The 22,019-nt window shown below is 59.8% G+C and carries 20 protein-coding genes; 9 read left to right on the top strand and 11 right to left on the bottom strand.

Annotated features, from left to right (window positions below):
* Positions 1 to 16 precede the first annotated feature (16 nt).
* Both SOP97_RS14795 and SOP97_RS14800 read right to left on the bottom strand, forming a co-directional pair.
* Positions 17 to 1,786, bottom strand: coding sequence for a sodium:solute symporter family protein (locus tag SOP97_RS14795; protein ID WP_322949864.1), 1,770 nt, complete (start codon positions 1,784 to 1,786; stop codon positions 17 to 19).
* Positions 1,787 to 1,789: 3 nt separating this feature from the next.
* Positions 1,790 to 2,050 carry a DUF4212 domain-containing protein gene (locus tag SOP97_RS14800; RefSeq protein ID WP_274089164.1) on the bottom strand — a complete coding sequence of 87 codons (261 nt, stop codon included), beginning with the start codon at positions 2,048 to 2,050 and terminating at the stop codon, positions 1,790 to 1,792.
* Between the two features lie 982 nt (positions 2,051 to 3,032).
* Between SOP97_RS14800 and SOP97_RS14805 the strand changes: the two genes are divergently transcribed.
* Positions 3,033 to 3,404, top strand: coding sequence for a GreA/GreB family elongation factor (locus SOP97_RS14805; protein WP_322949865.1), 372 nt, complete (start codon positions 3,033 to 3,035; stop codon positions 3,402 to 3,404).
* A gap of 42 nt (positions 3,405 to 3,446) precedes the next feature.
* Here SOP97_RS14805 and SOP97_RS14810 read toward each other — a convergent pair whose 3' ends face one another.
* From SOP97_RS14810 to SOP97_RS14850, 9 genes are all read right to left on the bottom strand, one after another.
* Positions 3,447 to 3,611, bottom strand: a complete 165-nt coding sequence (locus tag SOP97_RS14810; RefSeq protein WP_322949867.1) for a hypothetical protein — start codon at positions 3,609 to 3,611, stop codon at positions 3,447 to 3,449.
* Positions 3,608 to 3,910 carry a hypothetical protein gene (locus SOP97_RS14815; protein WP_322949869.1) on the bottom strand — a complete coding sequence of 101 codons (303 nt, stop codon included), beginning with the start codon at positions 3,908 to 3,910 and terminating at the stop codon, positions 3,608 to 3,610. Before SOP97_RS14815 ends, SOP97_RS14810 begins: the two co-directional genes overlap by 4 nt.
* Before the next feature lie 50 nt (positions 3,911 to 3,960).
* On the bottom strand, positions 3,961 to 5,310 hold the full coding sequence (creD, locus tag SOP97_RS14820; protein ID WP_322949871.1) for a cell envelope integrity protein CreD: 1,350 nt from the start codon (positions 5,308 to 5,310) through the stop codon (positions 3,961 to 3,963).
* 165 nt (positions 5,311 to 5,475) lie between these two features.
* Complete coding sequence (locus tag SOP97_RS14825; protein WP_167376774.1) at positions 5,476 to 5,628, bottom strand: DUF3096 domain-containing protein; 153 nt, start codon at positions 5,626 to 5,628, stop codon at positions 5,476 to 5,478.
* 128 nt (positions 5,629 to 5,756) lie between these two features.
* Positions 5,757 to 6,191 carry a CBS domain-containing protein gene (locus SOP97_RS14830; RefSeq protein WP_322949873.1) on the bottom strand — a complete coding sequence of 145 codons (435 nt, stop codon included), beginning with the start codon at positions 6,189 to 6,191 and terminating at the stop codon, positions 5,757 to 5,759.
* 136 nt (positions 6,192 to 6,327) lie between these two features.
* Positions 6,328 to 7,761 (bottom strand): two-component system sensor histidine kinase CreC, encoded by a 1,434-nt coding sequence (gene creC / locus SOP97_RS14835; protein WP_322949875.1) that lies wholly within the window; start codon positions 7,759 to 7,761, stop codon positions 6,328 to 6,330.
* On the bottom strand, positions 7,761 to 8,447 hold the full coding sequence (creB, locus tag SOP97_RS14840) for a two-component system response regulator CreB (protein WP_322949877.1): 687 nt from the start codon (positions 8,445 to 8,447) through the stop codon (positions 7,761 to 7,763). The genes creC and creB overlap by 1 nt, the downstream gene beginning before the upstream one ends.
* A 116-nt stretch (positions 8,448 to 8,563) precedes the next feature.
* Positions 8,564 to 10,594 (bottom strand): methyl-accepting chemotaxis protein, encoded by a 2,031-nt coding sequence (locus SOP97_RS14845; RefSeq protein ID WP_322949878.1) that lies wholly within the window; start codon positions 10,592 to 10,594, stop codon positions 8,564 to 8,566.
* A gap of 163 nt (positions 10,595 to 10,757) precedes the next feature.
* Entirely contained in the window at positions 10,758 to 11,984 is a 1,227-nt protein-coding gene (locus SOP97_RS14850; protein ID WP_322949879.1) for an HD-GYP domain-containing protein, read from the bottom strand.
* A gap of 1,088 nt (positions 11,985 to 13,072) precedes the next feature.
* Between SOP97_RS14850 and proV the strand changes: the two genes are divergently transcribed.
* The 8 genes from proV to betA all read left to right on the top strand — a co-directional run bounded on the left by proV (position 13,073) and on the right by betA (position 21,941).
* A complete protein-coding gene (proV, locus tag SOP97_RS14855) occupies positions 13,073 to 14,278 on the top strand; it encodes a glycine betaine/L-proline ABC transporter ATP-binding protein ProV (protein WP_322949881.1) in 1,206 nt (401 codons plus the stop codon).
* The gene (locus tag SOP97_RS14860) at positions 14,271 to 15,152 is read left to right on the top strand and encodes an ABC transporter permease (RefSeq protein WP_322949882.1); all 882 of its coding nucleotides are present in this window, start codon (positions 14,271 to 14,273) and stop codon (positions 15,150 to 15,152) included. The genes proV and SOP97_RS14860 overlap by 8 nt, the downstream gene beginning before the upstream one ends.
* Positions 15,153 to 15,182: 30 nt before the next feature.
* Entirely contained in the window at positions 15,183 to 16,127 is a 945-nt protein-coding gene (locus SOP97_RS14865) for a choline ABC transporter substrate-binding protein (protein WP_274087586.1), read from the top strand.
* A gap of 97 nt (positions 16,128 to 16,224) precedes the next feature.
* Positions 16,225 to 17,082: a glycine betaine ABC transporter substrate-binding protein gene (locus SOP97_RS14870; RefSeq protein ID WP_322949884.1), complete on the top strand. Its 858-nt coding sequence runs from the start codon at positions 16,225 to 16,227 to the stop codon at positions 17,080 to 17,082.
* Between the two features lie 230 nt (positions 17,083 to 17,312).
* On the top strand, positions 17,313 to 17,753 hold the full coding sequence (locus tag SOP97_RS14875; RefSeq protein ID WP_274087685.1) for a YtoQ family protein: 441 nt from the start codon (positions 17,313 to 17,315) through the stop codon (positions 17,751 to 17,753).
* Positions 17,754 to 17,819: 66 nt separating this feature from the next.
* Entirely contained in the window at positions 17,820 to 18,413 is a 594-nt protein-coding gene (gene betI, locus SOP97_RS14880) for a transcriptional regulator BetI (protein ID WP_322949886.1), read from the top strand.
* Between the two features lie 169 nt (positions 18,414 to 18,582).
* Positions 18,583 to 20,052 (top strand): betaine-aldehyde dehydrogenase, encoded by a 1,470-nt coding sequence (gene betB, locus SOP97_RS14885; RefSeq protein WP_322949888.1) that lies wholly within the window; start codon positions 18,583 to 18,585, stop codon positions 20,050 to 20,052.
* 200 nt (positions 20,053 to 20,252) lie between these two features.
* Positions 20,253 to 21,941: a choline dehydrogenase gene (betA, locus tag SOP97_RS14890; protein ID WP_322949890.1), complete on the top strand. Its 1,689-nt coding sequence runs from the start codon at positions 20,253 to 20,255 to the stop codon at positions 21,939 to 21,941.
* Positions 21,942 to 22,019: the final 78 nt, after the last annotated feature.

Below are 22,019 nucleotides of genomic sequence, written 5' to 3' on the forward strand. Positions count from 1 at the left end.
TCAGGCTTGATTATGCTCAGTGGCTCAACGCGCCACCAGCACCTTTGGGAGTACGTACGCTTTCCACCAGGTCTTGAATCTCCTGAGGCGGGGCCACAGTAGAGAGGGACACGGCGTAGGCAACCGCGAAGTTGATCACCGCACCCACAGTACCGATGGACAGCGGCGAGATGCCGAACATCCAGTTATCCGGGGTGTTGGCGAAGGTCGCCGTGCCAGGGATAAAGAACCAACCCAGGTACAGGAAGATGTACACGACAGTGAACACCAGGCCTACCAGCATGCCGGCAATTGCACCCTTGTCGTTTACCCGCTTGGAGAAGATCCCCATCATCAACGCTGGGAATAGCGTGGCCGCCGCAATACCGAAGGCCAATGCCACCACCTGCGCCGCAAAGCCGGGCGGATTAAGCCCCAACCAGGTGGCCAGCAGGATCGCTACCGCCATGGAAATCCGCGCAGCGCGCATTTCCCCCTTCTCACTGATCTTGGGATTGATCATGTTCTTGATCAGGTCATGACTCACTGCCGAAGAGATGGCCAGCAACAGACCCGCCGCCGTCGACAATGCAGCCGCAATTGCACCTGCTGCGATCAAGCCAATTACCCAGCTTGGCAGGTTGGCAATTTCCGGGTTAGCCAGTACCAGAATATCGTTGTTAACGGTCAGCTCGTTGCCCTTCCAGCCACGTGTTTCAGCAGTCGGAGTAAAGGCTGGAGCGGCATCGTTGTACAGCTGAATACGGCCGTCGCTATTCTTGTCTTCCCACTTGATCAAGCCAGTCGTTTCCCAGGTTTTCACCCAGTCCGGACGCTCTGCATACACCAGCGCTGGCGCCGCATCACCCTGCGGGTAGACGGTGGTCAGCAGGTTCAGGCGAGCCATGGAGGCCACAGCAGGTGCAGTGAGATACAGCAGGGAAATGAAGATCAGGGTCCAACCAGCCGACCAGCGCGCATCAGCCACTTTCGGCACAGTGAAGAAGCGAATGATTACGTGCGGCAGACCCGCCGTACCAATCATCAGCGACAGGGTGAACAACACCATATTCAACTTGCTGCTGATATCCCCGGTGTAAGAGGTGAAGCCCAACCCCATAACCACTTCATTGAGCTTCTGCAGCAGCGGCACACCTGACTCGACATGGTCACCGAACATGCCGAGCATCGGAACCGGGTTACCCGTCAGTTGCAGGGAGATAAACACCGCAGGAATGGTGTAAGCAATGATCAGCACCACGTACTGCGCCACCTGGGTGTAGGTGATGCCCTTCATGCCGCCGAACACCGCGTAGCAGAACACCACGCCAGCCGCGATCCAGATACCGGTGGAGTTGCTCACTTCAAGGAAGCGCGAGAATGCCACACCCGCACCAGCCATCTGGCCGATTACGTAGGTGACGCAGATGATGATCAAGCACACCACGGCAGCCAGGCGTGCGCCATTGCTGTAGAAGCGGTCGCCGATGAAGTCTGGCACGGTAAACTTACCGAACTTACGCAGGTAAGGCGCCAGCAGCATGGCCAGCAGCACATAACCGCCGGTCCAGCCCATCAGGTAAGTGGAGTTGGCATAACCGCCGGCAGCGATCAGCCCCGCCATGGAAATAAAGGAAGCGGCCGACATCCAGTCAGCCGCAGTGGCCATGCCGTTGGTGACGGGGTGAACACCACCGCCAGCGACATAGAATTCCTTGGTTGAGCCGGCACGGGCCCAGATGGCGATGCCGAAATAGAGCACGAAGGAGGCGCCCACAAACAGCATATTGATTACAAACTGGCTCATGGGTTATTCCTCGACACCGAATTGTTTATCGAGTTTGTTCATTCTCCACGCGTAGAAGAAAATGATCCCGACAAAGGTGATGATCGAACCTTGCTGAGCGAACCAGAAACCAAGGTCAGTACCACCGACAGAAATGCCTGCCAACATGGGTCGAAGCAGTATGGCGAAGCCGTATGAGACCACTGCCCAGACAATCAGGCTCCACGTGATCAGCCGAACATTCGCCTTCCAATACGCTGCAGCGTTAGCTTTTTCAGAAGTCATAAACTCCTCCGGTTATTGTTATTCTCGTACAGCTTCAAACTAGCAGCAGGACACCACAAGCCGACAGATAGACATTGGTATTAGCTGGCGGGCGCCTCGCTGAATTTTTATATTTCTCCTTAATTAACAATCACTTCGCTGAAAATTAAGGCGCTCCAACGGGTCACCACACCACCTTGGTCTAACACCCTGCGCAGTACGGCCTGCCAATACCTGCGCACAACAGCCCCGTACGCAGCGCCTCAGACCAGGCGGAAAGCGCATTTAAAAGCTCGGAAATGGCCGCGGCCGGGTAAGCGTAGCAGCTGAAAAAACAGGCATTAATGCACGCGCTGATCGTTGGAGTGCCTCGACGCCGGCGCAGCCCGCATCGGCTGAAGTCGACAAAAACAATATGACGCCATCAAATCAGCCATAGAAAAGGCAGCCCCACCCGACGCTGTTTATTGCAGTGCGCTGAACATTATCTAGATTATTAACCCGTACGCTTTCCGTTAAAAACTCAAGGCCATACTGCATACATAAAGTGCGCCTTCACACAGGGCGCCTACTGCGTAAAAAGCAATCGAGCAATAAAGGCTCGCACGGCACTAAAACAGCCCCTCTATCACCGTGAAAAAACTAAAATACATTGCATTCGCAGAACTGGCAGCAGGCTGCCGAGCCCGCCAGGCGGCAGGCTTGCTTATATTCCTAGATGCATTATGGTAGCGCCCATAGGTTGCTGGCTGACAATAAAGCAAACTTTTTACTGCGCCGTTAAATAACCACTTATCTACCGACAAAAAACGCCAAGAACGTCTAAATCCTGCGTTGAATCAGCAATAGCTGATTAGTCATTAAACCTTAGACACAAGAAATATTATTAACCCAGAAACCTCACTAAACACCGAAGCCCGCCTATTTAACCCATTAATAAACACCCATAGCCGTCTGTTTATTTAACCGGTTTAATCCGGACTTGTTGCGTCTAGGAGACACCATGACGTTGCATACACGCAAAGCCCTGTTAAAAAACGCCCGCGTTTGTTTGATTGGTCCACGTGACCTGACGGCGCTAATCGGCAAACTTGAGCGTATCGAGCGCTTACGCTCGAGCGGCCACCTGGCTCAGGTAGCCAGCATCGGCAGCACGCTCAAACTACTCGACCTGGAAGCCGACAGCATGGCCAAACTGACTTTGGTGGCAAACAGCCAAAGCAGCCCGGATATCCATGAAGTTTCAATCTTTTCGCCACTCGGCAGCGCGCTACTTGGCGCGGTATCAGGCGAGGTCATTTCCTTGCAAAACTTCGCAAGAGGCTGTCGCTACTTGGTAATCAGCGTGGTGGACGCAGACGCAGAGACCGACTAACCAGCCCCTCTGCGCTCCGCCTCGCAGACACTGCAGCTCGTTTCAGCGGCCACCCGGCTTATCGCTTGGCCGCTGCTCAGGCGCTATCGGCTGATAGGTGCGCGCCTGCCAAGCGCGCGCACTCGGGCGCGGAAACAGTCGAGCAATCTGCACGGCCAAATGCGCACCAAGCCGCGCATCCTCACGCAGCCCAACATAGCCGCTCACCGTGCATACCACAGGCGAAAAAAGCCGATAGCCAGTAGCAGTGCGACCTGTCCCAGCGCCGCACACAAACTCAAGAACGATTGCACCACACGACTCTGGGCGGCGTTGACCAGCCCGGTTAGACCTTCCCAGAACGCCTCCGGCAACAGCAGCAGGCTCAACTGCGCCAGCGGTTGACCGGTTAGCTGCAGGCCTTTGATCAGGTCAAACTGGCCACAGAACATCAACCCCAAGAGAACCCCTATGGCTACTGCCAGGCCCAGGGCGATACAGGCGGAAAACTGAATGAATAAGCGCATTGTGTTTACCTCTCCAAGGCGGGCGCAGCCTGAGCGGCGCCCTGGCTAAGTCAAAGGCTGCTGGCCGGACCGGCTTTACCCACGCCGTACCAGTCGAGTTTGCGCGTCAGCACCATCACCCCGGTCAGCACAGCAAACACCAGGACCGAGCCCATCAGCAGGGCGTAATCCTCAGCCCCAAGCAGACCGAACAACATGCCGTAGAGCAGCGCCAACAAGGCGCCGAAACCCGCGCCGCGCAGGGCGCTGTGCAATACGTAGCTGACGTAGAAGCCAATCAGCAGCACACAGGCCGTCGCGGCAATGCCATAGGCCAAGGCAAAACTCAGGTGTTCAGAGAGCGACAACAGCAGCAGGTAAAACAGCGCCAGCGACATGCCCACCAGGGCGTATTGCACCGGGTGCACGGCCATGCGCTTGAGCACTTCAAAGAGGAAGAACACGGCGAAAGTCAGGCCGATAAACAGCAGCGCGTATTTGATTGCCCGTTCGGTTTTCAGGTACTGGTCCACCGGGTCGACAAAACTCACGCCAAAGTGGCGAGCGGTCAGCGCCTGGCAGCTGTCACCCCGCACACAATCGGCCAACGCTTCTTCCAGGTTGGTGGCGAAGAAACTGGTCTGCCATTGCGCCTGGAAACCCTTGGCTGTGATTTCTCGGCTGCTCGGCAGGTATTCACCGATAAAGCTCGGATGCGGCCAGCTCGAGGTCAACTCGACCCGGCTATCACGGCCCACCGGGGTGATGCTCAGTTGCTCGGTGCCCTGCAGTTTCAGGTCAAAGGCAAACTCTAGGCTTTGCCCGCCCAGGGTATTCAGCGCCGGCAACGGTGCATGCACACCGGCGCCGAAACGCTCATCGGCACTGCCAGGGGCAAAGCTCAGGTTTGTGCCGTTGAAGCGCAATTGCAGGTCATTGCTGATGCCGCGAATGTCACTGATACCGACCGAGAGGAAGGGCCGGTCGAACTGGTACAGCCCCAGATCGCCCCCCAAGCCAAGCCGAACCGGCAGCTTGAAGGCGCCACTGATCTGGTTGTCGCTGCGGTACAACAGCGCCTTGTAGATACCACGCGCCCGCTCTTCAGTGCTGACCGTACCGTTGAGCACAAAACGCTCCGGCAGGAAGTACAAGCGGCCTCGACTCTTCTGCTCTTCCAGGTAGCGCTCGCCGGTCTTGGCGTGGGTTTTCCACTGGTTCCAAACCTTGGTGTAAGGCATGACCAGAATTGGCCCGGTGAGCTGTTGGCGATAACTGGAACTGCGGGCGATATCCTGCAACACCTGTGCCCGCTGCTGCTGCCGCTCGCTCACTAGCCCGCCGATCATCAGCAACGGTATCAGCAACAACACGATCAATAAGGCGATAGCGCCCAACTTGAAACCCAGAATACGGTTCATGGTGCAACTCTCCGCTACGGTTTAGGTAGGCAGAGTCTGGGCAGCGCAAGTGGGGGTTTTATGGCGGGAAGATGGAGAATGTGTGGAGAGTCGCGGCAAATGGCCAAGCGCCGCGCGCCGGCAAGTTGAACGGAGCCGCCCTGGTAAACCGGGGCGGTTTAGCCCTTAAAAACTCAAGTTAAAATTACCCGTGCCGAATATGCCGACCAAGCCGACCACAATCAGATAGATCGCCACGATGTAATTCAGCAAGCGCGGTACCACAAGGATCAAAATACCGGCGATAAGCGAAAGCAGCGGAGTAAGGGCTAGGGTCATGATCGTTACCTGAGGGTTATTGAACCGCCAGTATGCGCGCCAGGCCCAGACCGCACAGCACTATCTACGCACGCGCGTTGGCGCTTACCCAATGGGTCAAGACAGGCTGCGCAGCCGCTGCAATGGCTCTACTCGCCGCGAATATATTGTTCCAGCTGCTGAATCAGGCTGGCCTGCTCGGCGATGGTGGTTTTGACCAAGTCACCAATCGACAACAGGCCGATGAGTTCGCCTTCAGCCAATACCGGCAAGTGGCGTAAATGGCGGTCGGTCATCAGCTGCATGCAATGCTGCGAGGTGTCACGCGGGCTCACCGTTAAGACATCTGCTGTCATAATTTCGCTGATCGAAATATCGCCCGCAGCGCGCTCCAGCAGCACGACTTTACGCGCGTAGTCACGTTCGCTGACGATGCCGGCCAGGCGGCCCTTGTCCAACACCACCAGCGCACCGATGCCTTTTTCGGCCATCAGCTTGATCGCTTCGAGTACCGAAGTGGTCGGGGTGACGCTATAAACCGCGGCCTGCGGCTTGGCGCGGAGTATCTCGGCGACTGTGATCATGCAGTGGCTCCTGCTCAGTTTCTTCTTAGACAGTAAGGATAGTGCGCGGACTGGCCCTCGTCGCCAACCCAACGACTCGATCAGAGCATCTGCCCGAACTCAACGCAACCTGCAAACGCAGTACCAAGCGAACCGCTCACTCACCCAGGAAACGCGGTAATCGCAGGCACACCTCGACGCCGCCTTGCGCATTGCCGATCTGCAATGCGCCGCCGTGCAGTTGCATCACCTCCTCGACAAAGTTCAGCCCCAAGCCGGTGCTCTTGCGCCCGCTATTGGGGCGCGGCAGCGAGTAGAACCGTTCGCTCAGGCGCGTTAAGGCATAGTCGGGAATGGGCTCGCCCTGGTTGAACAAGCGCACTTCAACCTGCTCACCACGTGCCTGCGCACTAAAGCGAATCAGGCCGCCAGGGGGCGTGAAGTCCAGAGCGTTATCCAGCAGATTGGCCAGCGCCTGACGCAGCAGAAACGCCTCACCACACACACTGAGCGCAGGCTCAATCAGATTCTCAACTTGTAAGTCGCCGGCCTCAATGCGCGCCATCTGCGCCTGCAATAACGCGTCGATCAATGGCCGCAGCGGCACCTCCACCTGCTCTTCCAAGCCTTGACGTTGCTCGACCTGAGCCAGGTGCAGCAGGCGCTCAATCAGTTGCTGCATGCGCGCGCTTTCCTGCTCGATATTGGCCACGAAGCGCTGGCGTTGTGCAGCCGGCATCTCGCTGTCGAGTAATTCCGCTGCGCCGCGAATCGCCGCCAGCGGGCTTTTCAGTTCGTGGGTCAGCGTGTGCACGTAACGCTCGACATAGGCCTTGCCTTCCAGCTCGGTACGCATGTGTTCGATCGCCTCGGCCAGTTGCGCCAGCTCGCCACCGTGCACGCTCGGCAACTCGGCACGCTGCCCTGCGCTAACCGCCTGGGCGTAGCGAGTGAGCTTGCGCAGCGCGGCGCTGAGCCACAAAGACAGCAACGCTCCGATCAACAAACCGAGCACGATCAGCCCACCGCCGAGCCAGGCCAGGCGTTGCTCGGAACGCTCGATATACGGCTGCAGGGTGCGATTGGGTTTGGCCACCGAGACCACGCCGATAATCTGCGCGCCATCCATGATTGGCGCCGCCACGTACATCACCGAAGAGTCGGGATCGCTTGGGTCTTCCTTGGTTGAACGCGCACCGTATTCGCCGCGTAGAGTCAGCAGCACATCGTTCCAACGCGAATAATCCTGGCCCACCGCTGCGCCCGATGAGTCGAGCAACACAACGCCCTGGGCGTCGGTTACATAGATGCGGTGGTTAACCTGGGTTTTCTCCACGCCCCAGATCTGCGCGCGCGGCTGACGTTGACCGTAGGCCTGTAACACCTGCGGTAAACGGCTCTGTTGCAGGCGGCCGGCTTTGACCTCATCGCGCAAAATCTCCGCCAGCAGGTTGGCGGTATCGACCAGGGTTTCCTCGGTGGACTGACGCACTCCGGGGCGGATTTCATCCATCACCGTGCTCAGGACAAACCAGCCAGCCAGGCCGACAAACAGGAAATACACCAGAAAGATGCGAATCCCCAAGGGCATCAGGCGTGCCTCGGCGAGTAGCTGTAACCCAGGCCGCGATGAGTCTGGATCGGCTCGGCATCAGCGCTCACCTGACGCAGCTTGGCGCGCAGGCTTTTGATATGGCTGTCGATGCTGCGCTCGTAGCCGGCATCGGCGGCGACACCCAGACCATCAAGCAGTTGCTCGCGGGAGAACACCCGTTCGGGCTGCGCCAGCAGGCTTTGCAGTAGACGGAACTCATGGCGGGTCAGGCTGAGTAATTGGCGGTGGTAGTGAATCTGCACCCGCTCGCTGTCGAGCTGGAACGGCCCATCAACCGGGCCCGCAGCGGGCACTTCACGCGGCACCATACGCTTGAGGATGGCTTTGACCCGCGCCGCCACCTCCCGTGGGCTAAAGGGCTTGACCACGTAATCGTCGGCACCGATTTCCAGGCCCACCACCCGGTCGATCTCCTCACTGCGTGCGGTGAGGAAAATCACCGGCACCTCAGAGAACCGCCGTAGGCGCTTGCAGGCTTCAAAGCCGCTGATATCCGGCAGGCCCACATCGAGAATCAATAGATCCGCCGGATTGCGCTGCTGTTCGGCCAGAGCCTGCTCGGCCAGGCTTAGCCAGGTGGTGGTAAAGCCTTCGTTCTGCAGAGCGAAGATCAGGGTGTCGGCGATCGCGGCTTCGTCTTCGACAATCAGAATGTGCGGCATGGCGTCCTGCTCGTGGCAATTCGGCGAGGAGCCTGCGACAGCCAGCCGATAGCGTCAAGGTCGGGCGCGGAGCCGATGGACAAGCTGCGCGTTGTCCACCCTACACCGGCCTGGCCTTAATCCAGCTTGAAGCGCGCCGTATTCTGCGCCAGCACCTGACTCCCCTGGCGCAGCTCTTCGGCCGCGTGACTCACCGCCTGCGCGCCTTCAAGCAAGGCACTGGCGGCCTGATCGACCTGCTGAATATTGCCGCTGACTTCATCGGCCGTAGCGGCCTGCTGCTCGGCAGCCGTGGCGATTTGTGCCAGGCGATCAGTCACCAACTGCACCGATTCAACAATCGCACTCAAGTCTTCGCCCATGGTCAGCACGCTGCCCACATCCCCTTCGGCCTGACGTACAGCCTCTTCCATCTGGGTGACTGACTGGCCGACCACGCGGTGCAGGTTGGCTACCGTCTCGGCAATTTCCGCGGTGGAGTTTTGCGTGCGCTGCGACAGCAAACGCACCTCATCAGCGACCACCGCAAAACCGCGCCCCTGCTCACCGGCACGCGCGGCTTCAATGGCCGCATTGAGCGCCAGCAGGTTGGTTTGCTCGGCAATGCCCTTGATCACATCCACCACACGGGTGATCTGTTCAGTCTGCGTGCGCAGTTGCTGCAAGGTGGTGGCGCTTTCACCCAGACGGCTGCTGAGTTGGCGCATGCTCTGGCTGGTGCGGGTGCTGCGCTGGTTACTTTGGCTGGCGATCTCACGGGTTTGGTTGGCCTCTACCGCGGCTTGCTCGCAACTCTGCGCCACGCTTTGTGCAGTGGCGGCCATTTGCGTGGCGGCGGCAGCAATCTGGCTCATTTGCGCCTGCTGCTGCTCGACCGACGCCAGCGCATTGCGCGCTTCGCCATTGAGCACCTGCACCGTACCGCCTAACTGTTGGCTCTGCTGGTCAACCCCCTGCATGGAGCCACGTAACTGCTCGACAGCGGCATTCAGGGCCATGGCGATACTGGCCAGATCATCCGCGCCGTGCACCTGCATGCGCACACGCAGATCGCCGTCACGCAGCCCCTCTGCAGCCTGGATGATGCCGGCCGTGCTGCGACGGATAGAGGCATTCAGGCAGAACAGTACATACAGCGCCAGCACACTCAGCAGGCTGAATACACCGACAACCTCAAGCATGGCGACCTGAGCCTTCTGCCGGTAATAACCGAGGCTGCCAGCAAACTGCTGGTACAGCGCGGCCTGCAAACCGAGCAGCTGACCCTGCAGGGTTTCAATGCGCTGCACGAACTGCTCGGGGGTCAGGGCCATCGGGCTGGCTTCGAACATGTCGCGGTCGATACCCGCGAGGAAGGCCTCATAGCCCTGCAACGCTTCATCATAAGGACCTTGCAGCTGCTGCATTGCGCGCGGCGCTTCGATGCCGAGGGTCGATTGCGCCTTGAGTAGCTGACTGCGCGACTCATCCAGGCTGCGCCGCAGGTCGCGGATCAGTACGCGACTCTGCAGGGTGAAATGCTGCGACACCACCGCGCCATACCCCTGGCTGGCAAAACTGCCCAATTGCTCGAGCAGGCGCGGCAAGGTGTAGGTCAACTGCTCCATCATCAGGTAGGTGTCGAGATGCGGGTCGAGGATCAGGCCACTGTCGGTGGCCACTTGCTCGCGCAGTGCAAGCAGCGTCAGGAGGTTCTTTTGGTAACGCTCAAGCGCATCTGGCAGGGCGAGTTTACCCAGCACATCAACGCTCAAATCGGCCGTCCCGGCGTTGAGGGTCTGCACATGCTGGCGGGCCTGGTCACTCAGTAGCGCTGACTGGAGTGGTTGCTCCAGGGCCTGCAAGGTCGTCCCGAGGTCAGCTTCACGCTCACGCAACAATGCTTCGGCGGCTTTCTCTGTACCCTTCCAGCGCGACAGCAAGGTGCGTTGCTGAATCAACGCGTGCTGTACACCGGCCATGACCTGCAGCGCACTACTGCCTTCGAGTTCATGGTCAATGGCGTTGAGCCGATCGAGGTTATTGCTAATGATGACCCACAGTGAAAACCCCAACGGCAGAGCAAACAACACAAACACCAGCTGAAATTTACGCGCAAAGCTGAACCGTTCCAGCAGCCGCACGCCCGGTTTGAGTACTCCAGTCATACACACCTCAACCTGTGAAGCGCGCCAACTACAAGGGCACGCCAGAGCAAAGTCTCAAGCAAGAAGCACGCCCAGGCCGCGAATCTGTGGGGGTTGATGGACACGAGCAAGGGTGAAGGGTACATAGCGCGAGCACGGCAGATTGCCGACTCAGCGCACGGGATTAATTGGCGAGACCGCTCCAGAGCTCGTCGACATGGCGAAACCCCCACGTTTCGGCGCTCTCACGCCCGATGATTTTGTCGCGCCCGCCCAGCTTGCTCAGGTCGAGGACCTCCTGAGGAATCGGGGTTTTCGCCTTGGCCGAAAAAAATACTTTGACCTTGGGTGCGAGCAGGGATTTAGCCTGCTGTTCAATGACCACACCAATGCGCCCGCTTTCCAGGCGCACCAGCGAGCCCACCGGGTAGATGCCCACAGTTTTGACAAACGCCTGAAACACCACCGGGTCAAAGTGGCCTTTCCATTCGGCCATCTTGCGGATTGATTCAGCCGGGTCCCAGCCTTGCTTATAGGGCCGATTGGAGGTGATGGCGTCATAGACATCGCACACCGCCCCCATGCGCGCATACAGGCTGATTTGTTCACCGACTAGGCGATGCGGGTAGCCGCTACCGTCCATTTTCTCGTGGTGGTGCAGGCACACGTCCAACACCAGTGCGCTGACTTGCTTGCTCTCCAACAACATGCGCGAACCGGCCTCGGGGTGATCGCGCACCGTGGCGAATTCATCATCGCTAAGCTTGCCCGGTTTATTCAGCACGGCATTGGGAATCGCCATTTTGCCGATGTCATGCAGCAAGCCGGCAAGCCCGGCTTCGCGCACCTGCACCTCGTTAAGGCCTAAATTGCGCGCCAGGGCGATCATCAGCGCACAAACGGCCACTGAGTGCATATAGGTGTATTCATCGGCGTTTTTTAGCCGCGCCAGGCTGATCAACGCATTGGGATGGCGCATGACCGATTCGGAGATTTCCTCGACCAACTCACCGGCCTGCCCAAAGTGCAGCGCCTGGCCCATGCGCGCATCGCTGAACATGCTGATAATCGCTGCCTTGGAGCGGGCGCAGAGTTTGACCGCACGCCGCACCTCGTCCTCCATCGACATTGCCAGGCTGACGACGGGCGCCTGCACAGCCGCGAGCAATTTCGCCTCGGCCTGAGCTGCCACCTCTTCAGGGCTCACGCTGGGGACGCCGGCATCGACATCCAGCCCCTTGCTGACGTCGATCCACAACTCGCCAATGCTACTGACCTTGATCCGCTGCAGGTCTTTTGCCGACTTGAGCAAAAACTTGGACTTCCAAAAGGGGTGGTCCATCCATGCGCCACAGAACTCATGGATATACATACCGATACGCACGTCGGCCACAGCAATGCGCTTCAACATGGGTTGCCTCAGGTGAAAAAACCAATACCGCATAGACAGCGTAGATGATCACGCCGTCTGTATTGGTATGAACTTAGGCCGTCGATGGCAATAAGACATCAGTCGCGGACAAGCACCTGCCGACGGACCTGACTTATCCCAACCGCCCCTAAAATACCGGGCATACCACTCTTTTAGCCGAATATAGCCACTCAATCGCCACAAATTCTTCGCATCACGGTCATTGCCTTGAATGCATCCGCGCGCCCCACTCAAGGGCCAAGCCCTGCCTTGAACGCAAAACCGCACAATCCCCCCTGAACAACGGGCAAAAACCGCATTCAATCGCACCCTACCCGCAGCAAATCAGCGGCCATTTTTAGCGACTCAACCACGACCCAGCGACTGGTTTTTTGATTCCCTTGCCACACACTTTTGGCTGCCGTGAGTGGCGATTTTTTGTTTTAGACTGAACAGTCAAACAACAAAAACAGCTAAAAAAGCCCTTCGTTCAAAAAAAATTACAGCTTTTTGCGATTGCCGCGCAGCCCCCTAACCACCTTACCTGCGGCCGATTCAACGACTACGCGCCACGGCTGGCGCGGCCTCCAGCCTTGCCCAAGGCAGCGAAACATCTGTTATGGTTTTTATAGGCAGTCGCTAGGCCGCTGCACTTCAGCATGCTCACTTTCGCGATTTTTCGCCGCTGATCGTTAACGATTTGCCGGTGATGATCACGCCCCGCTGAAGCCGTTCGCCATGGCGAACACGACCTGGTTGACGCTCGAACTGACAACGCACCTCGTGACGAGATGTGTTTGCCCGAACCATCGGGCGGTTTTACCTGCAGAGGATATGGATCACGGTTTGCAATACGGCAAAGAACGGTTTACTCAACAGCACTCCCGCGTTTCGCCCACGTTCATTGCGTACCTGGAGCGGGGCCGCCCCCATGCCCGACGCGACCCGCGTCATCCCGCCGTGTCATCCCTCCCTGCCTTCACCCACTCAAGCCTGCCACGCTCGCCAATGTCAGCGCGCGCTGTCCGTTATTGCCTTGGCATTTGCCCCGCGCAGCTACGCAGGCCCCTTGAAGGGACACCCACTGCATGCCATCTGGAAAAATCGTTGTCGAAAATCTCTACAAGGTCTTCGGTGACAATCCACAAGACGCCATCGACCTGCTGAAACAGGGCTGGGATAAAGAGCGCATCCTCGCCGAAAAAGGCGCTGTAATCGGCGTTCGCGACGTTTCATTCAGCGTCGAAGAAGGTGAGATTTTTGTGCTGATGGGCCTCTCCGGCTCCGGCAAATCGACTTTGATTCGCCTGATCAACCGTTTGGTCGAACCCAGCGCGGGTAACGTCTTTATCGACGGTCAGAACGTCGCCAAGATGCCGCAAGCGGAGCTGGTGGAACTGCGCCGCCGCGACATGAGCATGGTCTTCCAGTCCTTCGCCCTGATGCCTTCGCTGAGCGTGCTGGATAACGCCGCCTTCGGCCTGGAAGTGGCCGGCGTGGCCCGCAAGGAGCGCGAAGAGAAAGCCATGGAGGTGCTCACCCAGGTTGGCCTGGACAGCTTTGCCGACAAGTACCCGCACGAGTTGTCTGGCGGCATGCAGCAACGCGTCGGCCTGGCGCGCGCCTTGGCGGTCGACCCGTCGATGATGATCATGGACGAAGCCTTCTCGGCCCTCGACCCACTCAAGCGCCGCGAGATGCAGGACCTGCTGCTGGACCTGCAGAAAGAACACCGGCGCACCATCATCTTCGTCTCCCACGACATCGAGGAGGCCATGCGCATCGGCACCCGCATCGGCATCATGGAGGGCGGCAAACTGGTGCAGGTCGGTACGCCACAAGAGCTGGTGGATAACCCCGCCAACGATTACGTGCGCAACTTCTTCGACACCGTCGACACCAGCCGCTACCTCACCGCCGGGCAAATCATGACCGACACGGTGCCGCTGTATGTGCACAACGGCGAAGCGCCAGATGCCGCGCAGATCTGTCAGGAGCTGCAGGATCAGGATCAGCACTACGCGTTTATCGTCAATGAGAACAACGAATTCCAAGGCTCCATCAGCCTGGAAAAGATCGCCCTGATGGTCAACGGTGATGCCGTTCAACCGCTGGAGCCCGACGCCCTGCAACAGATCGAGCCGCTGTCCCATGACATGCCTCTGGAGCAGATCATTGGCCGCGTGGTGGAAACCGACGGCCCGGTGCCGGTAGTCGACGAGGACGGCCAATACAGTGGCTCGATTAGCAAGGGCAGCCTTCTGAGCCGCATGCAGGGAGAATCCAATGAGTGAGAAAAAAATCGACCTGGGCACCTGGGTCAACGACGGCGTGGAATACCTGCTGGATAACTACAGCGGCGCGTTCGACAGCATTGGCGGCGTGGTCAATGGCTTCTCCGAGGCCCTGGAAAACCTGCTGATGTGGCCGCCCGCCTGGCTGCTGATCGCCCTCTTCGTCGCGCTGGGCTTGTGGCGCATCGGTGTGAAGTTCGCGGTGTTTACTGCCGTTTCCTTTGCTCTGATCGTGCTGACCGGCTTCTGGGAGCAGACCGTGGTGACCCTCGGCCTGACCTTCTCCGCCACCCTGATCAGCCTGCTGCTGGGCATTCCACTGGGCATCTGGGCCGCCAGCAGTGAGCGGGTAGCCACCACCATTCGTCCGGTGCTGGATTTCATGCAGACCATGCCGGCGTTCGTTTACCTGATCCCGGCGGCCATGCTGTTCGGCCTCGGCCGCGTGCCCGGGATCATCGCCACGGTGATCTTTGCCATGCCACCGGCGGTACGCCTGACCAACCTGGGCATCCGCCAGGTCAACAAGGAAATCGTCGAAGCCGGCCAGTCGTTCGGCTGCACCGGGCGCCAGCTGCTGTTCAAGGTGCAACTGCCCAACGCCATGCCTTCGATCATGGCCGGGGTTAACCAGACCATCATGATGGCCTTGTCGATGGTGATCATCGCCTCAATGGTCGGCGCTGGCGGCCTGGGCAACGAGGTGCTGGCCAGTATTCAGCGCCTGGATATCGGCCTCGGCTTTGAAAGCGGCATGGCGGTGGTACTGCTGGCGATCATCCTCGACCGCATCACCGAAAGCTTCGGCAACCCGCAAATCGCTAATCGCCCCGGCGTGTTCGCCTGGCTCAACGCCAAGCTGCAACGCACGTAACGCCCCCACTTTTTGCTCAAGGAGTTAGCCATGAACCCGATCAAAAGCCTTGCTGGCGTCACCCTTATCAGCTGCGCCCTGACCCAGGCCGCCTGGGCCCAAGAGCCTGAAAGCTGCAAACAAGTGCGCTTCGCCGAAATCGGCTGGGCCGACATTGCCGCCACCACCGGCGTGGCCATGACCCTGACCGAAGGCCTGGGCTACCAGCCGCGCAAAATCATGGCTTCGGTGCCCATCGCCTTTACCGGCGTGAAGAAAGGCCAGATTGATGTCTTTCTCGGCTACTGGGCACCCTCCATGGATGCGGTGATCGAGCCGTTCCTCAAGGATGACGGGGTAAAAGTCCTGCCCAAAGCCAACCTCGAAGGCGCCAAGTACACCCTGGCAGTGCCGACTTACGCCGCCGAAGCCGGCCTCAAGAGTTTCCAGGATATTGCCAAGTTCAAGGACCAGCTGGGCGGCAAGATCTACGGCATCGAGCCCGGTAATGACGGCAACCTGCTGATCGAGAAAATGATCGAGGACAACCAGTACGCACTGGGCGACTTCCGCATGGTCGAGTCCAGCGAAGCCGGCATGCTAGTGCAGGTGCAGCGCGCCGTGAAGAAGCAGCAACCGGTGGTCTTCCTCGGCTGGGCGCCGCACCCGATGAACACCCAGTACGACCTGACCTATCTGGCGGGTGGTGACGAGGTATTCGGCCCCGATTACGGCGCCGCCAAGGTCTATACCGTCGTCTCGAAAGACTACGAGGCGCGTTGCGCCAACGTTGGCAAGCTGCTGAACAACCTGCAGTTCAGCGTCGAGATTGAAAGCCAGCTGATGGACAAGGTGCTGCAGAAAGAAGACCCCACCAAGGTCGCCAAAGACTGGATCCGCGCCAACCCACAGGCGCTCGACCAGTGGCTGCAGGGCGTGACCACCTACGACGGCAAAGACGGCGCCGCTGCGGTTAAGCAGTACCTGGCGCTCTAACCCCGCCGGGCAGGCCTCAGCGCCTGCCCACTCTTCTATATGTTCGCCAACCTCACCGCTGTTACTTAGCGGCTATCTGATATGGAGCACACTTCGTATGCGCACAATCAAGACTCGTTGCCTGCAAGCACTCGGCGTCGCCACCCTGGCGTTGGGCATGTCCAGCGCCATGGCAGCCGACCCGGTCACTCTCAAAATCGGCTACGTAAACGGCTGGGACGACAGCGTAGCGACCAGCCATGTGGCAGCAGAAATCCTGCAAAGCAAGCTCGGCTACGACGTAAAACTGCTGCCGGTTGAGCCTGCCATCATGTGGAACGGCCTCGCCCGCGGCGACCTCGACCTGACCCTCAGCGCCTGGTTGCCGGTCACACACGGCGAGTATTACGCCAAGGTCAAAGACAAGGTCGAAAGCCTCGGCACCAACTACGACGGCGCGAAAATCGGCCTGGTTGTGCCGAACTACGTCAACGCCAAAAGCATTGAAGACCTGAATGCATCAGCCGCCGACTTCGATGGCCAGATCACCGGCATCGACGCGGGTGCGGGCATCATGCGCCGCACGGAAGAAGCGATTGACGCCTACAAGCTCGACCTCAAGCTGCTGAGCAGCTCTGGCCCAGCCATGGCGTCCGCATTGGCGCGCGCCGAGAAGTCGCAAAAAGCCATTGTCGTACCGGGTTGGGTACCGCATTGGATGTTCGCCAAGTGGGACCTGCGCTTCCTCGAAGACCCGAAGAATGTCTATGGCGATGCCGAACATGTCGACACCATGGCCAACCCAGGCGTGAAGGATAAAGCACCGGAAGCCGTCGCGTTCCTCAACAAGTTCAACTGGGACAGCGCTGAGATTGGCTCGGTCATGCTCGCCGTACGCGACGGTGCCAAGCCCGCTGCGGCGGCCAAAGACTGGGTTGCCAAGCACCCAGAGCGCGTCGCTGAGTGGCTTAAGTAAGCCGCCCCGGCTGATTAAAAAGGGCGAGCGAATGGCTCGCCTTGTTCGGCCTACTCGTCGATGGCCGCCAGCCCCTTAGCGGCCTGGCGGCGCTGGATTGTCACGGCGTGGCGCTGGCCTTCGCCCCCACGCGCGGCCCCGCCGTGAAAAAGCCGCGCCAGCGTGGCAAACTGGCCGGCCGCTTAGGCCGTGACGCCTCCATCCTTCACCCAATGACTCAAGAGGTTTGCATGACCTGGACTGTCTATCTCTCCGGCGAAATTCACAGCGACTGGCGCCAGCAAATCATGTCGGGGGCCGAACAACTTGGCCTCGACATCCACTTCACCTCCGCCGTTACCGACCACGAAAGCAGCGACGCCGCCGGTGACGTGCTGGGCGCCGAAAGCCAGCCCTTCTGGCGTGACCACAAGTCTTCCAAGGTCAACGCCATCCGCACCAAAAACCTGATTGAACAGTGCGACATTGCGGTGATCCGCTTCGGTGATAAATACAAGCAATGGAACGCTGCCTTCGACGCCGGTTACTGCGCGGCGCTGAGCAAGCCGTATATCACCCTGCACAATGACGACATCATTCACCCGCTGAAGGAAGTCGACGCCGCCGCCATGGCGTGGGCGCAAACCCCGGAGCAGGTGGTCGAACTGCTGCGTTACGTCACCAGCGCATAAGCACCGAGTCTCTGCGCTGCCTGCGCAGAGACTCGCCCCGCTCACATCCTGCACACGGAGTCGCCCATGCCCAAGGTTGGCATGCAACCCATCCGCCGCTCGCAACTGATTAAAGCCACCCTGCAGGCTGTCGACCAAGTCGGCCTGGCTGACGCCAGCATTGCCTACATCGCGCGCCTGGCCGGGGTGTCTAACGGCATCATCAGCCACTACTTCAAAGACAAGAACGGCCTGCTTGAGGCAACCATGCGTCACCTTATGCAGGCGCTCAATCTGGCGGTACGCGAACGCCGCGCCGCGCTGCCCGACGACAGCGCACGGGCGCACCTGCGCGCCATCATCGAAGGTAATTTCGATAGCAGCCAGGTCAACGGCCCGGCCATGAAAACCTGGCTGGCATTCTGGGCCAGCAGCATGCACCAGCTCTCCCTGCGCCGCTTGCAGCGGGTCAACGACCAACGCCTGTATTCCAACCTGTGCAGCCAATTCCGCCGCACCCTGCCAGTTCCCGAGGCGCGCCAAGCAGCGCGAGGGTTGGCGGCCCTGATAGACGGTTTGTGGCTGCGCGGCGCCCTGACCGGGGAAACCTTTGACACCCAGCACGCCGCAAAAATCGCCTGCGATTATCTGGATTTGCAACTGGGCATCAACACGCCCTGACCCTTAGACAAGGCCTACAAAAACGCTGCACGCCACGAATGGCAAGGGCTGCAGCTTGCCCAAGGCTTTTTGTTGATTGAACGATCAATAAAAATAACGTAGGCTCGACCGCTAATTCCCCGCGCCGGGCGGCTCCAACGTCCGCGCTTCACCGACGAGAGGAACGATCATGCCGCGCTTCCCCGAACAACCCCTCTACATCCATGGCGCACCCAGCGCCGCCAGCAGCCAGCAGACCTTCAACAGCCTCAATCCGGCGAATGATGAACTACTGGCCGTGGTGCAACACGCCAGCCAGGCCGACGTCGAGCGCGCCGTAATCAGCGCCGCCGCCGGGCAAAAAGTCTGGGCTGCGATGACCGCCATGCAGCGCTCACGCATCCTGCGCAAGGCCGTGGATATTCTGCGCGAACGCAACGATGAGCTGGCCGAGCTGGAAACCCTCGACACTGGCAAACCGCTGTCGGAAACCCGCTACGTCGATATCGTCACCGGCGCTGACGTGCTGGAGTACTACGCCGGCCTGGTTCCCGCCATCGAAGGCGAGCAGATCCCGCTGCGCGACAGCAGTTTTGTCTACACCCGCCGTGAGCCGCTGGGGGTGGTCGCGGGCATCGGCGCCTGGAATTACCCGATTCAGATCGCCCTGTGGAAATCCGCCCCAGCGCTGGCCGCCGGTAACGCGATGATCTTCAAACCCAGCGAAGTCACGCCGCTGTCGGCGCTCAAACTCGCCGAGATTTACAGCGAAGCCGGCGTACCGGATGGCGTCTTCAACGTGCTGAATGGCGACGGCCAGGTGGGCCAGTGGCTTACCGAGCACCCAGGCATCGAGAAAGTCTCCTTTACCGGCGGCACCGTGACCGGCAAAAAGGTCATGGCCAGCGCCTCCAGCTCGTCACTGAAAGAGGTGACCATGGAGCTGGGCGGCAAATCGCCCTTGATCATCTGCGCCGACGCCGACCTTGATCGCGCGGCCGACATTGCGATGATGGCCAACTTCTACAGCAGCGGCCAAGTCTGCACCAACGGCACCCGAGTGTTCGTACCGCGCGCGTTGCTGGCCAGCTTCGAAAGCAAATTGCTCGAACGGGTCAAACGCATCCGCATCGGCGACCCGCAAGATGAAGCCACCAACTTCGGCCCGCTGGTCAGCCTCACTCATCTGGAAAAAGTCATGGGCTATATCGACAGTGGCCGTGCCGAAGGCGCCCGCCTGCTGATTGGCGGCCAACGCCTGCAAGACGGCGAACTGGCCCAGGGCGCCTATGTCGCGCCGACGGTGTTCACCGACTGCACCGACAGCATGCGCATCACCCGTGAAGAAATCTTTGGCCCGGTGATGAGCCTGCTGGCCTACGACAGCGAAGACGAAGTGATCCAACGCGCCAACGCCACCGACTTCGGCTTGGCGGCCGGTGTCGTGACGTGCGACGTCAACCGCGCGCACCGCCTGATTCACCAGCTGGAAGCCGGGATTTGCTGGATCAACACCTGGGGCGAATCCGCCGCGCAAATGCCCGTGGGCGGCTACAAGCAGTCCGGTGTTGGCCGCGAAAACGGCCTGACCACCCTGCAGCACTACACCCGCCTGAAATCCGTGCAGCTCGAACTGGGCGACTTCGCCTCGGTGTTCTGATCGAGATCGTAGGATGGGTTAGCGGCGCGGCGCAGCACGTTTATGCGCACCGCAGAGCAAGGCGCCGCGTAACCCACCCGCTCGTCAATCCGATCGACCCGGTGGGTTACGGCGCACCGAGATCGGATGCATAACCAAGCCCGGTCTTGCGCCTAACCCACCCTACGGGTTGCACAGACCCGCTATTACAGGTGACGTCCATGTCCCAAGAATTCGACTACATCATCATCGGCGCCGGCTCGGCCGGTAACGTACTGGCCACCCGCCTGACTGAAGACGCCGACGTCAGCGTGCTGTTGCTGGAAGCTGGCGGCCCCGATTACCGCGTGGATTTCCGCACCCAGATGCCCGCCGCCCTGGCCTTCCCGCTGCAAGGCCGGCGCTACAACTGGGCCTACCTCACCGACCCCGAGCCGCACATGAACAACCGCCGCATGGAGTGTGGGCGCGGCAAAGGTCTGGGCGGCTCGTCCTTGATCAATGGCATGTGCTACATCCGCGGCAACGCCCTGGATTACGACGGCTGGGCCAAAGAGCAGGGGCTGGAAGACTGGAGCTACCTGGATTGCCTGCCCTACTTTCGCAAAGCGGAAACCCGCGACATCGGCGCCAATGCCTACCACGGTGGCGACGGCCCTGTGAGCGTGACCACGCCGAAGAACGGTAACAATCCGCTGTTCCACGCCATGATCGAAGCCGGCGTGCAGGCCGGTTATCCACGTACCGACGACCTCAATGGTTACCAGCAAGAAGGCTTCGGCCCGATGGACCGTACTGTCACGCCCAAAGGACGGCGCGCCAGCACCGCGCGCGGTTACTTGGATCAGGCCCGCGAACGACCGAACCTGACCATCGTCACCCACGCCCTGACTGATCGCATTCTGTTCGACGCCAAACGCGCCATCGGCGTCGACTACCTGCACGGCGACAGCAGCACAGCCACCACTGTTAAAGCTCGCCGTGAAGTGCTGCTGTGCGGCGGCGCGATTGCCTCGCCGCAAATCCTGCAACGCTCAGGCGTCGGCCCGGCAGCGCTGCTACGCGAGCTGGACATCCCCTTGGTGCATGACCTGCCTGGCGTTGGCGAGAACCTGCAGGACCATTTGGAGGTGTACCTGCAGTACGCCTGCAAGGAGCCGGTGTCTCTGTACCCGGCGCTGCAATGGTGGAACCAGCCAATGATTGGCGCGCAGTGGCTGTTCCAGGGCAAAGGCATCGGCGCCAGCAACCAGTTCGAGGCCGGCGGCTTTATCCGCTCCAGCGCAGACTTCGAGTGGCCGAACATCCAGTACCACTTCCTGCCGGTAGCGATTAATTACAACGGCAGCAACGCGGTTAAAGAGCATGGTTTCCAGGCGCACATGGGCTCCATGCGCTCGCCCAGCCGTGGGCGTATCCAGGTCACCTCCAAGGACCCGCGCCAGCACCCGAGCATCCTCTTCAACTATATGAGCAGCGCACAGGACTGGCGCGAGTTCCGCGACGGCATCCGCATCACCCGCGAAATCATGGCGCAGTCGGCGCTGGACCCGTATCGCGGTCGCGAGATCAGCCCAGGCCGGGACGTGCAGTCCGACGCCGAGCTGGATGCCTTTATCCGTGAACACGCAGAAACCGCCTACCACCCTTCCTGCTCCTGCAAGATGGGTGAAGACGTCATGGCCGTGGTTGATGGCCAAGGCCGGGTACATGGTGTGCAAGGCCTGCGCGTAGTGGATGCGTCGATCATGCCGCTGATCACCACCGGCAATCTGAATGCCCCGACCATCATGATGGCCGAGAAGATCGCCGATAAAATCCGTGGTCGCAGCCCGCTGCCGCGCAGCACGGCGCCGTATTTCGTCGCCGGCAACGCGGCTGTACGCCTGACCTCACAGCGCAGCGCCTAAGCCAGGCCGCAGTACGGCTGCAATCTGCGGGCGGCTTTGCGGCGGCCAACGTGGCCCGGATTGCAGCCGGGCAACACC

This window comes from Pseudomonas spirodelae (assembly GCF_034653255.1).
In the GTDB taxonomy this organism is placed as follows: Bacteria; Pseudomonadota; Gammaproteobacteria; order Pseudomonadales; family Pseudomonadaceae; genus Aquipseudomonas; species Aquipseudomonas spirodelae.

What these genes read in the sequence shown, in the direction of transcription:
- betI (WP_322949886.1), top strand. Translation starts at nt 17,820, where the DNA reads ATGCCCAAGGTTGGCATGCAACCCATCCGCCGCTCGCAACTGATTAAA.
- betB (WP_322949888.1), top strand. Translation starts at nt 18,583, where the DNA reads ATGCCGCGCTTCCCCGAACAACCCCTCTACATCCATGGCGCACCCAGC.
- SOP97_RS14795 (WP_322949864.1), bottom strand. Translation starts at nt 1,786, where the DNA reads ATGAGCCAGTTTGTAATCAATATGCTGTTTGTGGGCGCCTCCTTCGTG.
- betA (WP_322949890.1), top strand. Translation starts at nt 20,253, where the DNA reads ATGTCCCAAGAATTCGACTACATCATCATCGGCGCCGGCTCGGCCGGT.
- SOP97_RS14815 (WP_322949869.1), bottom strand. Translation starts at nt 3,910, where the DNA reads ATGCGCTTATTCATTCAGTTTTCCGCCTGTATCGCCCTGGGCCTGGCA.
- SOP97_RS14870 (WP_322949884.1), top strand. Translation starts at nt 16,225, where the DNA reads ATGCGCACAATCAAGACTCGTTGCCTGCAAGCACTCGGCGTCGCCACC.
- creC (WP_322949875.1), bottom strand. Translation starts at nt 7,761, where the DNA reads ATGCCCTTGGGGATTCGCATCTTTCTGGTGTATTTCCTGTTTGTCGGC.
- SOP97_RS14860 (WP_322949882.1), top strand. Translation starts at nt 14,271, where the DNA reads ATGAGTGAGAAAAAAATCGACCTGGGCACCTGGGTCAACGACGGCGTG.
- proV (WP_322949881.1), top strand. Translation starts at nt 13,073, where the DNA reads ATGCCATCTGGAAAAATCGTTGTCGAAAATCTCTACAAGGTCTTCGGT.
- SOP97_RS14865 (WP_274087586.1), top strand. Translation starts at nt 15,183, where the DNA reads ATGAACCCGATCAAAAGCCTTGCTGGCGTCACCCTTATCAGCTGCGCC.
- SOP97_RS14825 (WP_167376774.1), bottom strand. Translation starts at nt 5,628, where the DNA reads ATGACCCTAGCCCTTACTCCGCTGCTTTCGCTTATCGCCGGTATTTTG.
- SOP97_RS14830 (WP_322949873.1), bottom strand. Translation starts at nt 6,191, where the DNA reads ATGATCACAGTCGCCGAGATACTCCGCGCCAAGCCGCAGGCCGCGGTT.
- SOP97_RS14800 (WP_274089164.1), bottom strand. Translation starts at nt 2,050, where the DNA reads ATGACTTCTGAAAAAGCTAACGCTGCAGCGTATTGGAAGGCGAATGTT.
- creD (WP_322949871.1), bottom strand. Translation starts at nt 5,310, where the DNA reads ATGAACCGTATTCTGGGTTTCAAGTTGGGCGCTATCGCCTTATTGATC.
- SOP97_RS14875 (WP_274087685.1), top strand. Translation starts at nt 17,313, where the DNA reads ATGACCTGGACTGTCTATCTCTCCGGCGAAATTCACAGCGACTGGCGC.
- creB (WP_322949877.1), bottom strand. Translation starts at nt 8,447, where the DNA reads ATGCCGCACATTCTGATTGTCGAAGACGAAGCCGCGATCGCCGACACC.
- SOP97_RS14845 (WP_322949878.1), bottom strand. Translation starts at nt 10,594, where the DNA reads ATGACTGGAGTACTCAAACCGGGCGTGCGGCTGCTGGAACGGTTCAGC.
- SOP97_RS14850 (WP_322949879.1), bottom strand. Translation starts at nt 11,984, where the DNA reads ATGTTGAAGCGCATTGCTGTGGCCGACGTGCGTATCGGTATGTATATC.
- SOP97_RS14805 (WP_322949865.1), top strand. Translation starts at nt 3,033, where the DNA reads ATGACGTTGCATACACGCAAAGCCCTGTTAAAAAACGCCCGCGTTTGT.